The following is a 13,217-nucleotide window of genomic DNA, read 5'->3' on the forward strand; positions in this document are numbered from 1 at the left end:
TAAATCGAATGCCCGCTTTATTAGATTTCCCTTCTACAGAATGAAGCATTCCGTAACGTTTAAAGTGTGCTTTGCTCCCTTTAAATAGAACATCTCGAACCGCTTTCCAGACAGTAGAGGCGATTTTCTGAGAAGTATTGCTATCTATATGTTTTTTATAGTTATGTTGATGCTTTTTAATATACGCATGCAGTTGATATTCACTTAATCCAAAAGATTGACGAATGATATCTAATTCTTTTGCGGTCTGCTTCAATTCTTTTGAATCATTAGATTTTTTCGCTTTTTGGTAGCAACGTAATTGTTTTCGATAGTGTTTTGATTCTTGCATTAAAGTATATTTTTTTACTGCATAAGACAAGGTTGTATTATAGAGTGTACGGGCAATTTCAAAACGTTTTAATAGAATATCCTTTTGCCATGTATCTATAAGTAACTTGAGTTCTATAACAAAACAATCTTTCTTCCCTTTCGCCATTACCCGTCACTCCTTTCTTTTTTTGATTATTCACAATATACAACATAAACATATGTTCTATAAAGAAAAAAGCACTTCATTCCTCCCACCTCTGAAGAAGTGGGCTTCCTGAAGCTCAATTCTGTGATGATTGGTACTGTAGCTATAAGCATAGATGCAACACTGCTTGATACATACTTTTGACCTTGGGCTATAAGGATAAAAGGTAACACTACTTCAAAAAAAGCAATCCCAACATACAATTTGACATCGGTCGAGCTGTTTTCTCTTTTTAAAAATAAACTAACGAAGGATAAACATAGAGCACCAATGATAGCTTTTAGCAAGGATAGGGTAACTGCTCCAACCTCATTCGTTACTAGCGCTACGAAGAAAAATTGAGAACCCCAAATACAGCTTAATCAATTATGCCTCGGCATAATTGCGTCCGGAATCGGCTTTGTGCTTGCACAAAGCACTCCTTTCCGATTCCGTGACATCCGCCGGAGGCTTTAACTTCTTTCAGCAGGTGTTTGGCCCCACTGAAAAGTAGCTTAAATCCGCATTCATCTCACCACCTATAGAAGTGGGAGACTTCTGTACCTGTCGCTACGCTTTCGGTACAAAAGACATTTGTAGCTGACGCTTTGCTTTCGCTACAGAAAACATTGCTGAAAGAAGTTAAAAGTAAAAGGATATATTTACTCATTGTGCTCCCCTCCTATGCCCAAAATAATTGGTTCCTATCACGCCAATAATAATGACTAGCCCACCAATCAAATGATAGAAATGAAATATTTCCTGTAAAAAAATCACACCCGAAAGTATTGTAATAAGCGTAGCAAAATTACTAAAAACACTCATTTTGGAAGCTTCCAATATCGATAAAGTATAATTTGACAAGTAGGAAGTAACGAGGGAGGATAGAATACCTAAATATAAAATAGCTATAACAAAATCTACATGAACAAATGGTCTGAAAAATTGAAGAAGCGTACCATTTATTAAGTGATTTCCAATTGCTACTCCATTAAAAATAACAAACCCACATAATGTCATCACATATGTTAATGTCAGTAATGAATATTGTTTTGTAAGCTTTCTTGCTAAAACGTTATATAGCGAAGCCGCGCAAGCTGACAGTAATATAAATCCACTACCGATTAAATTTCCTGAGCTAGCACTTCCATTGTTCATAAAAAGCATATAGATAACACCAAATACTGATAAACTAATGAAAATAAGTTGTTCACGTGTAGCTTTTTCCTTTAAAAGTACGCTTGCAAGCACTAATGTAAAAATAGGAATTGTCGCTTGAATAATGCCAGCCTCTGTCGAGGAAATTCTTGCGAGCCCAAGCACCTGAAAAGTAAAAAATGCTATCGGATATAATAGTGCCAAAGGTAGAATTTTGACTATATCATGTTTATTAATTTTTAACTTATTCTGTGTAATGACTATACAAAAGACAATACCAATAAGTGCGATAGTAAATCGATGTGCAAGTGTATCAATAGGGCTTGCCACTGTCAATGTAACTTTAACAAACATAAATGAAAGCCCAATGACAAAAGCATAAATAATAGCTGCCAAATACGCCTTTCTTTTCACTGTCATATAATGTACTCCTTCTCTTCATTCCGGCCGGTAAAGCTATAGTAATAAAAAGTAAAGACTCGCACGATATAAAAAATACACATCTGTACCGATACAGATGCGTAGGAGGATGTATATGCTTAAATATGAATTAATCTATTCCAAGCTATTGAACCAAATACAAACAGGTGCCCTACAGTCTGGTGCAAAGCTCCCCTCTATTCGTAATTTATCACAAGAATTTTCTTGTAGTAAAAGCACCATTTTGACCGCCTTAAGGAAACTGGAAGATCAGCATCTTATCTATGCTCTATCCAAAAGTGGTTACTATGTTGTTGACAATCAACTCCCAGATAAGCCACAAGAGTACAATTGTATAGATTTTGCAACATCATCACCTAGTTGGCATGCATTCCCCTACAAGGATTTTCAGCATTGTATTAATAAAGCTATTGAGACATATCAAGCAGACTTATTTCGATATGGCACAGCAAAAGGATTACCCTCGCTAATTATAGAAGCAAAAAAATTGTTAGAATCGTATCAAATATTCACAAAGGAAGATAATATCTTTATCACTTCTGGTGTACAGCAGTCTCTCTTCTTGTTAAGTGTCATGCCATTTCCTAATAATCGGACAACAATTCTAGTAGAGCAACCTAGTTACCATCTATACATGGATTATTTAAAAACATATCAAATACCAGTAATGGGCATTAAAAGAACATTAAAAGGCATAGATTTAGAAGAGTTAGAAATTATTTTTAAGAAGCATGACATTAAGTTTTTTTATACAATGCCACGCCTGCACAATCCTCTAGGTACTTCCTTTAGTAAAAAAGAGAAGGATGATATTCGAAAGCTTGCCTATAAATATAATGTTTATATCGTTGAAGATGATTATTTAGCGGATTTCGATCAAAACACAAAAAATGATCCATTATTTACAGATGATACTACGGAGCACGTTATATATTTAAAAAGTTTCTCTAAAATTATGTTCCCTGGCCTACGTATTGGACTTGCTATATTACCAAATGCATTCATTGATAGTTTTCAGAAACATAAAAATACCACAGATATTGATAGTTCCATGATTTCACAAGCAGCGCTAGAGCTATATTTAAAAAGTGGTATGTTTGAACGCTACCAAAAGAAAGTGAGCGAAGCCTATACAATACGAGCCAATATACTTCAACAATCCATTAAAACTTATTTGCCAAAATATCTAGCATCAACAGAAAGTTGCATGCATAGTCATATCGTATTGCCAAGAGAGGTCAATACAAATATGCTTATACAGCATTTAGCACAGCAGGACATTTATTTAGATACAATTGATCGTAATTATTTAAATGGTTTTTACCGAGAACGAATTTTAAAACTAAATGTTTCGAATGTTGCTGACCAAAAAATTGATGTCGGTATAAAGGGAATTGCTCACGCCCTTAGCAGTCCTACTAACTACTTTTAAATAGGACAGGATTCATTCATGAAAATTTGGTGCTAGACATATAGTTAGACATCATCATTTGGTTCAATAAGGAGGATTATATGCATTCGGAAAAAATGAGACTAAGAAAGATTCAACATCTTGCTCATGAAATTACTGATGAAATGAATAAAGGTGAAGAACTTGCTCACTTAGAAACATTGATTCCTGTTATTGATAATTTATCTCGTGCCATTGGCGATTTAACAGATTCCTATGGAAAGTATTCATTAGATTATGTAGAGGAAAAAGTGAAAAATGCTCATGCGCTTTTATTTTGCAAGGTAAAAGTCGATGTCTATTTATAAAGATATGGGAAGAGGGTAACCATTAATATGGTTACCCTCAAAAAATTTAATGTGTTCCAGGATTAAAAGTTTTGCAATCTGTTTCTTCACTATTAGATGCCTGTTGTCCCTTTTGACTTACAACATAGATTTTTTCTGCACCACATCTGTTTCCAGAGTTCCAAAATGTACAGTTATTGACTTCACAAAGAATTTCTTGTGCCATTGTTTCAACACCTCCTCTTTTTTATCATTAACAAAATTGAAGTATTCAATACAGAAGGTGTAATGAAACAGAAGTATATGGATGTTTACTGGCTTCTGGTAAAGAAACTCATCCATAATTCCAAAAAATGCTATTACCTACATGAAGGTAATAGCATTTTTTTCGCGCATTATTCAATAACTTTTGTCGGTGTTGCCTCTTGCACAATGATCATGCCATCATATGCCTCAGCAGGTGTCATTTTAATTGTATAAAGCATCTGCGTAATCTTATACCAAAAACTAAAGTCATCTCCGATATTACCCATTCTTTGTTTTTTTGCTACGATGTCAGCTAAATCCTTAGATTCATTTACTTTTTTAAAGTCTACGTAGAATATATTTTCCTTCACTTCGCTGAAAGCATCTAGTAATGCATTATGATGCTCAATTGTATAATCATTTCTTTCGCCAGACCCATTTTGTGCCTGAAACGTATTGTTAACAAAGTCCGTTCCAATAGCAAAGTACGCATCTTTATACACTTCGTCTAAGTATTGGCCCATAGATTTGTATCCTGCCACATTTGCAGAAGTTTTCTCTATATGTCCATTATGAGCAGACATTAGTACTTTATCATGACCTTGAGCCGCTTCAAAATCAACAATCCATTGTAAGTTATTAGCTAAATATTCATCCCGCAGATTCATATAATTACTGTCATTTAAAAATAATTGCGTGCGTTGCTTGATGATTTGTGCATATTGAGCAGCAAATAAATAAGCTTCTTTCGATGATTGCTTTTCATAAGAGTCTTTATTAGTTTGCAAATCCTTGATGATTGCATCAATATTTTTATCAAGCTCCTCTAGCTGACTAGTTGACAAATCTCTCATTGTTTTATTCGTCACATCTTTTAGCTGTGCCTTATATTTCTTAGCACTCTCACTATTGACCACTTCGTAATAATCTAGTAACCCTTTTTTACTATAATCATAGCGTTGCATATCGTTACCGTAAAAATAAATTTTATCTTTCTCATCGGCAGTCATATTATAATCATGCATCCATTGTACAAACTCAATCATTTGCTCCGTATTGTAGATACCATAATCCAAAGCTTTTACCGCTTCCTCAGCTGTGCCAGTACCATTTAAAATAAACTGATTAATTTGCTGAGCGCCACCAAAGTCACCTTCTAATACAAAAACATGAACTTTTTCATTTTTAATTAGAGCCTGAAAAACATCCTTCTTTAATGTTTGGAATTCAACGTTTCCATGTGTCGCTTCACCAAAACCAATTACTTTCACATCATTTGGAATATCGATATCCTCAACCGCAGATGTATATTTTGTAGCATCCTTAATGGCTTCTCCCTGCCCACAGCCCGCTAGAGATAATAAAAGAAATAGTGCTGAAATTAATAAAAAACTCTTTTTAACAAATACCATTTATAAAAATCTCCCTTAAAAGTTACCCGATTGGTAAAGACTAATAATCAGCGGGATGAAAATCCCCACTGATTAAAGTTCACTTTATACAGCTTTTCGTTGGAAATATAAATACCCTCCAAGGAAAAACAGTATGAACCCTCCTCCTACAACTGTTAATAATTGATCCCAAGTTACGAAGAATACATCATCCGTATTGCCGCCTACATACATCATTGAGAATGGTTGAGCCCATGGATAGTAGGGTCCGATAGTTTTTGAATTGATTGCTAATATAGAAGGTAAAGTAAAAATTACATTAACAGCAAATGGAGCAGCGAAGCTTTTAAACATAATAGACATCCACAACTGCAAGGCCACTAGTGGCAATGTCGCTACCCATCCTCCGATAATGCTCTTCCAAACAATTTCCATCGGGAAAGGATCTGTATAGCCCTTTATCATGCCTACAGCAAATATAGAACATAAATATAATAATTGCATCGCCATCATAAGAATCATAATTAACACATATTTTGCAGCAAATACTCTTCCTCTTGTCACCGGTAATGCTAGAAGCTGTTTCCAACCACCAGATTGATGCTCATATCTACAAATAAGACTTGCAAATACCCCTGCAATTAAAGGTAGAAACAATAATGCGTACGTTAAATTCATTGAAAACAAAGAAATGTACCAATGATTCACATCAATACCTTGCATATTAGATTCCATATTTGATGTTAATCCGATAAAAAGTCCGATTATCGGTCCTGCTAAAATGATTGGCACCATTTTTGATTTTCTCAATTTAAACCATTCAGCGCTCAGTATAGACCACATTTACTTTACATCCCTTCTAGCAAAATCTATCATTCCGATAATATACAGTAAAATACCAATGCCTATTCCAAGCATGACATTAATAACAGGTTCATCCCATCGATTCATTAAAGATGGCCATTTCCAAATCATCCAATCAGGTAATACATATGAGGAATAGGCAAAAATCACACCGAAAATACCTACTGTAATTGGGATCCCCTGATTATGACAAACACTCGCAATCCAAAGCTGCAGTGCCAATATTGGCAACGCTGCAAAGTATGGATAGTAAGCAAATTTAGCAATTTCCGTATAGGGTGTGCTATCGCCTAAATCTAAAAAGATTCCGTAAGCCAGTGTCATTAACATTAAAATCGTGGAAGACAAAAACAGTAAAATCGCTAGAATCGTGAACTTTGATAAATACACCGTTAATTTAGACACAGGTAGTGCAATTAATTGCTTCCAAGCGTTCGTTTCATTTTCAATGCTCGCCATAAATGAAGTTAAAATAGCAATCCCTAATACGATAGCAAGTGGTGTAAATGAATGAACATTTAATAAATAGAAACCCCAATCGTCCTCGCTTTGCTCTAACAAATAGTCCTTCCTTACGCCATAGTTCACCATTTGTAGAGCAACAACACCTATTGGTCCTAAAGCTGTTAAAAACCATAATCCTTTGCGTTTAATTTTCAAAAAGTCAGAAGTTAACAGTTTTCCTATCATAGCGCTTGCTCTCCTGTTGTCATTTGAAGGAAGATCTCCTCTAATGATCGTTTCTCTTCCTCTACTCGATAAACCGAAATACCTTCTTGTACAAGGATTTGTACAATATGTGCTACCTTTTCGTCTGAGCATTCATCAAATAAAATGAGGTCATCCTTATGTTCTGCCTTAATGCCATTGGCAACTAGTGAACGCCAGCCCTTTTCACTATCACTCACCTTAATTACTACCTTTGGCTGAGCAAATCTACGCATTGCTTCAATTGAATCTTGGAAAATCATTTTCCCCTTTGTCACAATGCCCACTTGCGTAGCCATTTGATCTATTTCAGATAATAGATGGCTTGAAATAATAATCGTCATTCCATATTCTGCAGGTAGTCGTTTAATCAAATTACGGATTTCGATAATACCAGATGGATCAAGACCATTCGTTGGCTCATCTAATATAAGTAATTCAGGATTATGTAACAGGGACGAAGCAATACCTAAACGCTGCTTCATCCCAAGAGAAAAGCCTTTAACTTTTTTATCTGCAGCATCCTTCAAACGAACAATTTCTAATACTTCATCGATGCGTGACTTCGGTACGCCTAAAATTTTTCTTAACGCTTCTAAATTTTCATAGGCCGTCAAATGTGGATAATAAGAAGGATTCTCTACTAATGAACCAACCTTTGCTAAAATATTAATTCGTTCCTTCGTTAAATCTTTTTGGAAGATTTTAATGGTCCCAGAAGTTGGCTTCATTAATCCAAGAAGCATACGAATCGTCGTAGTTTTCCCCGCTCCATTCGGTCCTAAAAATCCGTATATTTCACCTTTGCGTATTTTTAAATTTATATTTGATACAGCTTGCTCTTTACCAAAGCGCTTTGATAAATTTTCTGTTTGTATGATATATTCCATTGTCCTCACCTCTGTAATTATCATAAGCAATGAAGGTTAAAAACAGGTAAGGTTCAAGTTTAAATTTTGTTTAAAAAAGACACTTTATATAAGTTGATTGGATTGGAGACTGGTCGACTCCTTGGGGATCAGCAATAGAGGAACGAAGGCTAAAAACATCACGTCCTGTGATAACGCCTTCGTGACCAACATCGTGTTGGCCCGAGACCCTGGAGCGAGCAACGCGAGTGAAGCGGCTCATCGGACGCCCCCAGGAAGCTCTGCTCTGCGCGAAAGCGAAGCGTCAGCGGCAAATGTTTTATCTGTGCGAAAGCGAAGCAGCAACAACAACAAAGCGCCCAGTCGGGCGGAAATCCCACGCTATGGTAAGGCTCTATGCTTTTCCATATGAATCTGCATGGATTATGAATCAAAAAAACAGCATGCCATAAGCTTTGCTGGCATACTGTTTGGACAATTACTGAAATGAAGCATGCCTTAACATGCTTCACGAATTATTCTATTTGTAGTGTTTAATTTTAATCTTGGTTCCGGATTCGCTAGACTCAATATCCCAGTCTAAATTCATGCCCTTCACCATGATATCGACTATAGATAAACCGATACCAGCGCCTTTAGCATTGGATTCATTTTTCATTCCGTTTCCATGATCCTTTATGATAAATGCGTCATAGTGCTCCGTCGATTCGGTTTCCACACCAACATATTTCCCGCTACTCGCATGACGTAAAATATTTTGAAATAAATTATCGAATATACGCCCAAGCCAAATCGGATCAATTTGCCATTCATTTTTTTCAAATGGATGTATCTCAATATCGATTTCAAAGCCTTCCTTTTCAAACACCGGATACCATGTAGTCATTTGCTCACGCACAAAACGAATAACGTTGATATCTTTCGCCTCAAATTTATATTTACTAGCCGTCAGCAATGTATAGGACATTAAATTTTCTATTAAAGCGTCAATATTATCAATCGACGTTTCCATTGCCTTAATCGCTTGCTTTCCATCCTCTGATAATACCTCTTTACTAACTGAATATGATTGTGCTCGTATTTTCGTTAATGGTGTTCGTAAGTCATGTGATAAATTAGCAATCAATTCACGTCTTAGCTGTTCTTCTTTCTGCTCACGATTTTTACTCTCCCTAAGCTCGCACACCATACGATTAAAGCTTTGTTCTAGCTGACCAATTTCGTCCTTCTTCTTGACCTTCGTTTCAATAGGTAACCCGTCTACATCTCGAATTTCCATTGCCTCCTGAAGGTGCAATAGCCGTTTTCGAATCCCTCTGAAAAATAAAAAAGAGACTATAATGTAAAATAAAATAATCGCAATAACACCGAAAAATACGAATGCTCCATATTTTTCATAAACATTCCTAATTGGTGGCTTAAACACTTCTTTAGTAATCTCAAAAACGATAAACCCATTTGATTCATCCTCACCTAAAAAGGCAATGACGGTAAATGGATCCCCCCCATAACGCTCTTTTATAAATTTTGTAGTAAATGCTGGTGTCCATTTTGATGGCAACTGCTCCGTCACATTCAATGTTGTGAGCAATCTACCATCCTCGCTTACCCAAAACATAGATGCTTTAGGGTATTGTTTTTTCCAACTTTCAAAGTGCTGAACAATTTCTTCCTCTGTAACATTTTTTATACCTTTAGCCTCTGCATGCCATTTTCCCTCTACTTTACTCTCAATCTCTGCTCTATTCGAAAGATCATCTTGTCCATTTTGGGCAATCCCTAAAACAAAAAGAGGTATGACGAGATAGGCTATTTGAACAATAGAAATAGCGAGCAGTATTATAAGCATATACTTTGCTAATAAAGATCGGAAAAATTTCATTGTTTCACCCTATATCCAATGCCGCGTATAGTTTCAATAATCGTCGGCTTGGCTGGATTTACTTCTATTTTTTCTCTTAAGTATCGAATATGCACCATTAATGTTTTATCGCCTTCTATGTAACTTTCACCCCAAACACCTTCATAAAGCTGTTCCTTCGTTAAAATTTGATTTAAGTGGCGAATAAAATACTGTAATAGATAGAATTGCTTACCTGTTAATTGAATTTCTTCATCCGTCTGCTTGTTGATAATCCGCATATCTTTCGTATAAATTTTTAAATGCTGTAGATCTAAAACATCATCATTCTTTTGATATCTTCTTAGTAAAACCTCCACACGAGCTATAAGTTCATCTGGGTGGAATGGCTTCGTTAAATAATCATCTGCGAAGTTAAGGCCCTCTATTTTATCTTCTACAGCTGTTCGTGCTGACAGCATTAAAATCGGGATTTCTTTATTTTCTCGCTTAATTCTTTTGCCAATTGAAAAGCCATCTAAGCCTGGCAGCATCACATCCAATATAGCAATATCCTTAAAAGCTATATGCTGATCGACCTCTTCCCCGGATTCGAGCCATGTAACCTCGTATCCTCTTTCCGTTAAATCCTTTGTCACCCATTGACCAATCTCTTTTTCGTCTTCTATGTACAATATGCGATACAATGGTAATCCTCCCAATCTACGCTAAATTTTAGAAATAAATGTTATTCCGAAACATATTCGTATTATACGATTTCATAGATTTGTACTCAATCATTGTCCGTAAAGTGAGAGAGTCATTTAATAAATCACATCTAAAGCTGGGTATGTCGATAAAATTAAAAAGTTAGGTGATAAATTTTAAAAGTTGGGTAATAAAACTAAAAAGTTGGGCGATAAATTTTAAAAGTTGGGTAATAAAATCAAAAAGTTGGGTGATAACTTTAAAAGTCCATCGATAAAATCAAATTATTTCTCGATAAAACAAGCTAACCATCAAAAAACGTATTTGGATTCCCCAAATACGTCTATCTTTTCAGTTATTTTTTAATAATCAACATATCATTTTCATCAAACTGCCACATTTCCCCATAAGCAACTTCCCAATAGTAGCCGTTTGGGTCTTGAAAATAGCCACTATAGCCTCCCCAGAATACAGTCTCCGGCTCTTTCACAATTTTCGCTCCGGCCTTTTTAGCTAATTCAAACACTTGATCGACTTCTTCTTTGGACTTTCCGTTATAAGCAAGCGTAATCCCGTTAAAGCCATCGCCCATAGCCGGTGGATTTGCTTCATTAATATCTTTTACTAAACGGTCAATCGGAAACAGTGAGATTTTTGTCCCTCCATTATTAAAGAAAATAACATCCGGATTTGTTTCCTCACCATACACAATTACTTCAAAACCTAGACCCTCTCGGTAAAAACTAAGAGACTCAACCATATCTTTTACACCCAATGTAATTAAATTTAAACGATTCATCTATCCATCTCCTCTATAAAGGTTTCAATTACTTATTCTATTTCAAGCATTGAATCCCCTTCCACCTTTAGTAACCGTTTATTTTATTTCTGTCCATATACTTTTTGTAGCCATTCTTAATCCACAGCGCTCCATATTATTTTGGCTGATGGATGCAAATTTCGCGTGACCTATCATTACACTACAATTTTGTTGAAGAGCTTCGTTAATACGAAACTGTATTAACGCTTGATGAATCCCTTGACTACGGGCTTTTGGCATTACAGCAGATGCGGCTAATATGGCTGTTCCATCATTTATATACAAGGAGCCGATACCAACGTCCTCACCCTGAAGAGAAGCGATATAAAACGACCAACCAGGCTTGTCATACAAAACTTTATTATTTGCTGTGACACTTTCTGCTAAAAATGTTGGCATGCCAAAACCTTCAACATAGATATTTCCGTAACAATCAAATTCGGCTTCATTAATTTGTCTTATCTTAATGGGCGAATCCTTTGTTCTCCCTACCATCTCTTCATTTAGCTCACAATATAATGTTGCATGAAAATCACTCTGATAAAGACCGGCGTTATGTAATTTTTGTAGTGAAATAGCATTTGCGTATTGTGGCGCTAAATCAAAACGAGCTGGTATTTCTCTTTCCTTATAAAAACTAAGGATTTGATCTATGGTATTCTCTGAACTAAAACTATCGCCCTTTACCACATTGTAAGAGGGACCGGGAATGTTTTTAACGGTGAAAGCATAGGCACCATCAAATTGACCAACCTCCACTCCCATTGCATTGTTCTGAATTTCCTTAATTGCATTCAGCCTTGATTCAAACATCTTTATTTCGGTCTTTTCTAAGTGATTTGCCAAGTTTTTTGTTATTACCATGCGTTCACCAACTCTTTTCAAAGATTCAATTTTCTACCATTAATTGTAACGCATATAGAAGGTTGAACCACGTAAACTAATAAAAATTTCTTACAGCGAACCATTGATATCTCACAAAAGTTACCTCCACGTTTCTATGAAACTAAAAAGTGCGTACTTTTTTTTGCAATGGCATGGAAGCATAATAAGAAAGCAACAAAGCACAAACGAAAATCGGAGGACAGAAAAATGATTAATCATTTACAAGATACAATTACATTAAATAATGGCTTACAAATGCCTGGTATGGGTCTAGGCGTATTTCTAGTAGAGAATGATGTTACAGCAGAAATGGTGAAGAATGCGATTGAGGTTGGTTACCGTAGTATCGATACTGCCGCTATTTATGGTAATGAAGCAGGTGTTGGTGAAGGTATTCGTCAGGCACTAGCAACTACTGGTTTAAAACGTGAGGATTTATTTATTACATCTAAAGTATGGAACGATGGCTTGAGCTACGAAGAGACAATTGCAGCATACGAGGACAGCTTAGAAAAATTAGGGCTAGATTATTTAGACCTATATCTCATTCATTGGCCAGGTAAAAATAAATTTGCAGAAGCTTGGAGAGCACTCGAAGATTTATACGATCAAGGGAAAATTAAAGCTATTGGCGTATGTAATTTCCATGTGTCACATTTACAAGCCCTTCTGAAAATAGCTCGTATCAAACCAGTTATTAACCAAGTGGAACTTCATCCACGATTACAACAAACTGAGGTACGTTCATTCTGCGAAGAGCACAATATCCAAATGGAAGCTTGGGCACCATTAATGCAAGGCGGACTTCTTGAAAATGAAACTATTTCAACAATAGCTGAAAAATATGGGAAATCAAATCCTCAAGTTATCTTGCGCTGGGATATTCAAAATGGTATCGTCACAATTCCAAAATCTGTGCGCAAAGAACGTATGATTCAAAACGCTGATATTTTTGATTTCACACTAACTGATGAAGAGATGGCAATCATTAACGCCATGAATCTAGATCAACGTGTTGGACCAAATCCAGATGAGTTTGATTTTGTTATGTAAA

17 protein-coding genes and 1 pseudogene are annotated in these 13,217 nt (G+C 35.8%); 4 read left to right on the forward strand and 14 right to left on the reverse strand.

The window, feature by feature from the left end; genetic code table 11:
* From ACFCYJ_RS22490 to ACFCYJ_RS22505, 4 genes and pseudogenes are all read right to left on the reverse strand, one after another.
* Positions 1 to 478: pseudogene (locus ACFCYJ_RS22490) on the reverse strand (hypothetical protein); the annotation flags it as partial.
* Positions 479 to 504: 26 nt separating this feature from the next.
* Positions 505 to 870, reverse strand: a complete 366-nt coding sequence (locus tag ACFCYJ_RS22495) for an EamA family transporter (protein WP_376077381.1) — start codon at positions 868 to 870, stop codon at positions 505 to 507.
* A gap of 158 nt (positions 871 to 1,028) precedes the next feature.
* On the reverse strand, positions 1,029 to 1,166 hold the full coding sequence (locus tag ACFCYJ_RS22500; RefSeq protein ID WP_376077259.1) for a hypothetical protein: 138 nt from the start codon (positions 1,164 to 1,166) through the stop codon (positions 1,029 to 1,031).
* On the reverse strand, positions 1,163 to 2,074 hold the full coding sequence (locus ACFCYJ_RS22505; protein WP_376077261.1) for a DMT family transporter: 912 nt from the start codon (positions 2,072 to 2,074) through the stop codon (positions 1,163 to 1,165). Before ACFCYJ_RS22505 ends, ACFCYJ_RS22500 begins: the two co-directional genes overlap by 4 nt.
* Before the next feature lie 115 nt (positions 2,075 to 2,189).
* On the opposite strand from ACFCYJ_RS22505, the gene ACFCYJ_RS22510 reads away from it, so the two are divergent.
* Both ACFCYJ_RS22510 and ACFCYJ_RS22515 read left to right on the forward strand, forming a co-directional pair.
* Entirely contained in the window at positions 2,190 to 3,527 is a 1,338-nt protein-coding gene (locus ACFCYJ_RS22510; protein WP_376077263.1) for an aminotransferase-like domain-containing protein, read from the forward strand.
* 80 nt (positions 3,528 to 3,607) lie between these two features.
* Positions 3,608 to 3,853: a group-specific protein gene (locus ACFCYJ_RS22515; RefSeq protein ID WP_376077266.1), complete on the forward strand. Its 246-nt coding sequence runs from the start codon at positions 3,608 to 3,610 to the stop codon at positions 3,851 to 3,853.
* A gap of 46 nt (positions 3,854 to 3,899) precedes the next feature.
* Here ACFCYJ_RS22515 and ACFCYJ_RS22520 read toward each other — a convergent pair whose 3' ends face one another.
* The 6 genes from ACFCYJ_RS22520 to ACFCYJ_RS22545 all read right to left on the reverse strand — a co-directional run bounded on the left by ACFCYJ_RS22520 (position 3,900) and on the right by ACFCYJ_RS22545 (position 8,172).
* Positions 3,900 to 4,058, reverse strand: a complete 159-nt coding sequence (locus ACFCYJ_RS22520) for a DUF1540 domain-containing protein (protein WP_376077268.1) — start codon at positions 4,056 to 4,058, stop codon at positions 3,900 to 3,902.
* A 169-nt stretch (positions 4,059 to 4,227) separates the two neighbouring features.
* Entirely contained in the window at positions 4,228 to 5,490 is a 1,263-nt protein-coding gene (locus tag ACFCYJ_RS22525) for an erythromycin esterase family protein (RefSeq protein WP_376077271.1), read from the reverse strand.
* Between the two features lie 84 nt (positions 5,491 to 5,574).
* On the reverse strand, positions 5,575 to 6,312 hold the full coding sequence (locus ACFCYJ_RS22530) for an ABC transporter permease (protein WP_376077274.1): 738 nt from the start codon (positions 6,310 to 6,312) through the stop codon (positions 5,575 to 5,577).
* Positions 6,313 to 7,023 carry an ABC transporter permease gene (locus tag ACFCYJ_RS22535; protein ID WP_376077276.1) on the reverse strand — a complete coding sequence of 237 codons (711 nt, stop codon included), beginning with the start codon at positions 7,021 to 7,023 and terminating at the stop codon, positions 6,313 to 6,315.
* Complete coding sequence (locus ACFCYJ_RS22540; protein WP_376077278.1) at positions 7,020 to 7,931, reverse strand: ABC transporter ATP-binding protein; 912 nt, start codon at positions 7,929 to 7,931, stop codon at positions 7,020 to 7,022. The genes ACFCYJ_RS22535 and ACFCYJ_RS22540 overlap by 4 nt, the downstream gene beginning before the upstream one ends.
* Positions 7,932 to 8,001: 70 nt before the next feature.
* Positions 8,002 to 8,172, reverse strand: coding sequence for a hypothetical protein (locus ACFCYJ_RS22545; protein ID WP_376077280.1), 171 nt, complete (start codon positions 8,170 to 8,172; stop codon positions 8,002 to 8,004).
* Between ACFCYJ_RS22545 and ACFCYJ_RS22550 the strand changes: the two genes are divergently transcribed.
* Entirely contained in the window at positions 8,159 to 8,362 is a 204-nt protein-coding gene (locus ACFCYJ_RS22550; protein ID WP_376077282.1) for a hypothetical protein, read from the forward strand. The two genes, ACFCYJ_RS22545 and ACFCYJ_RS22550, sit on opposite strands and share 14 nt — an antisense overlap.
* Positions 8,363 to 8,430: 68 nt before the next feature.
* On the opposite strand, the gene ACFCYJ_RS22555 is transcribed toward ACFCYJ_RS22550, so the two are convergent.
* From ACFCYJ_RS22555 to ACFCYJ_RS22570, 4 genes are all read right to left on the reverse strand, one after another.
* Positions 8,431 to 9,792, reverse strand: a complete 1,362-nt coding sequence (locus tag ACFCYJ_RS22555) for a HAMP domain-containing sensor histidine kinase (RefSeq protein WP_376077285.1) — start codon at positions 9,790 to 9,792, stop codon at positions 8,431 to 8,433.
* Positions 9,789 to 10,457, reverse strand: coding sequence for a response regulator transcription factor (locus ACFCYJ_RS22560; protein WP_376077288.1), 669 nt, complete (start codon positions 10,455 to 10,457; stop codon positions 9,789 to 9,791). The genes ACFCYJ_RS22555 and ACFCYJ_RS22560 overlap by 4 nt, the downstream gene beginning before the upstream one ends.
* A gap of 356 nt (positions 10,458 to 10,813) precedes the next feature.
* On the reverse strand, positions 10,814 to 11,257 hold the full coding sequence (locus tag ACFCYJ_RS22565; protein ID WP_376077291.1) for a VOC family protein: 444 nt from the start codon (positions 11,255 to 11,257) through the stop codon (positions 10,814 to 10,816).
* A gap of 78 nt (positions 11,258 to 11,335) precedes the next feature.
* Positions 11,336 to 12,163, reverse strand: a complete 828-nt coding sequence (locus ACFCYJ_RS22570) for a GNAT family N-acetyltransferase (protein WP_376077293.1) — start codon at positions 12,161 to 12,163, stop codon at positions 11,336 to 11,338.
* A gap of 207 nt (positions 12,164 to 12,370) precedes the next feature.
* On the opposite strand from ACFCYJ_RS22570, the gene ACFCYJ_RS22575 reads away from it, so the two are divergent.
* Positions 12,371 to 13,216, forward strand: a complete 846-nt coding sequence (locus ACFCYJ_RS22575) for an aldo/keto reductase (RefSeq protein ID WP_376077296.1) — start codon at positions 12,371 to 12,373, stop codon at positions 13,214 to 13,216.
* Position 13,217: the final 1 nt, after the last annotated feature.

Source organism: Lysinibacillus sp. NPDC056232 (genome assembly GCF_042267565.1).
Lineage (GTDB): Bacteria > Bacillota > Bacilli > Bacillales_A > Planococcaceae > Lysinibacillus.

Excerpts from the sequence above, each read along its gene's own strand:
- ACFCYJ_RS22520 (WP_376077268.1), bottom strand. The coding sequence starts at position 4,058 with ATGGCACAAGAAATTCTTTGTGAAGTCAATAACTGTACATTTTGGAAC.
- ACFCYJ_RS22525 (WP_376077271.1), bottom strand. The coding sequence starts at position 5,490 with ATGGTATTTGTTAAAAAGAGTTTTTTATTAATTTCAGCACTATTTCTT.
- ACFCYJ_RS22535 (WP_376077276.1), bottom strand. The coding sequence starts at position 7,023 with ATGATAGGAAAACTGTTAACTTCTGACTTTTTGAAAATTAAACGCAAA.
- ACFCYJ_RS22500 (WP_376077259.1), bottom strand. The coding sequence starts at position 1,166 with ATGAGTAAATATATCCTTTTACTTTTAACTTCTTTCAGCAATGTTTTC.
- ACFCYJ_RS22505 (WP_376077261.1), bottom strand. The coding sequence starts at position 2,074 with ATGACAGTGAAAAGAAAGGCGTATTTGGCAGCTATTATTTATGCTTTT.
- ACFCYJ_RS22510 (WP_376077263.1), top strand. The coding sequence starts at position 2,190 with ATGCTTAAATATGAATTAATCTATTCCAAGCTATTGAACCAAATACAA.
- ACFCYJ_RS22515 (WP_376077266.1), top strand. The coding sequence starts at position 3,608 with ATGCATTCGGAAAAAATGAGACTAAGAAAGATTCAACATCTTGCTCAT.
- ACFCYJ_RS22545 (WP_376077280.1), bottom strand. The coding sequence starts at position 8,172 with ATGAGCCGCTTCACTCGCGTTGCTCGCTCCAGGGTCTCGGGCCAACAC.
- ACFCYJ_RS22530 (WP_376077274.1), bottom strand. The coding sequence starts at position 6,312 with ATGTGGTCTATACTGAGCGCTGAATGGTTTAAATTGAGAAAATCAAAA.
- ACFCYJ_RS22565 (WP_376077291.1), bottom strand. The coding sequence starts at position 11,257 with ATGAATCGTTTAAATTTAATTACATTGGGTGTAAAAGATATGGTTGAG.
- ACFCYJ_RS22555 (WP_376077285.1), bottom strand. The coding sequence starts at position 9,792 with ATGAAATTTTTCCGATCTTTATTAGCAAAGTATATGCTTATAATACTG.
- ACFCYJ_RS22540 (WP_376077278.1), bottom strand. The coding sequence starts at position 7,931 with ATGGAATATATCATACAAACAGAAAATTTATCAAAGCGCTTTGGTAAA.
- ACFCYJ_RS22575 (WP_376077296.1), top strand. The coding sequence starts at position 12,371 with ATGATTAATCATTTACAAGATACAATTACATTAAATAATGGCTTACAA.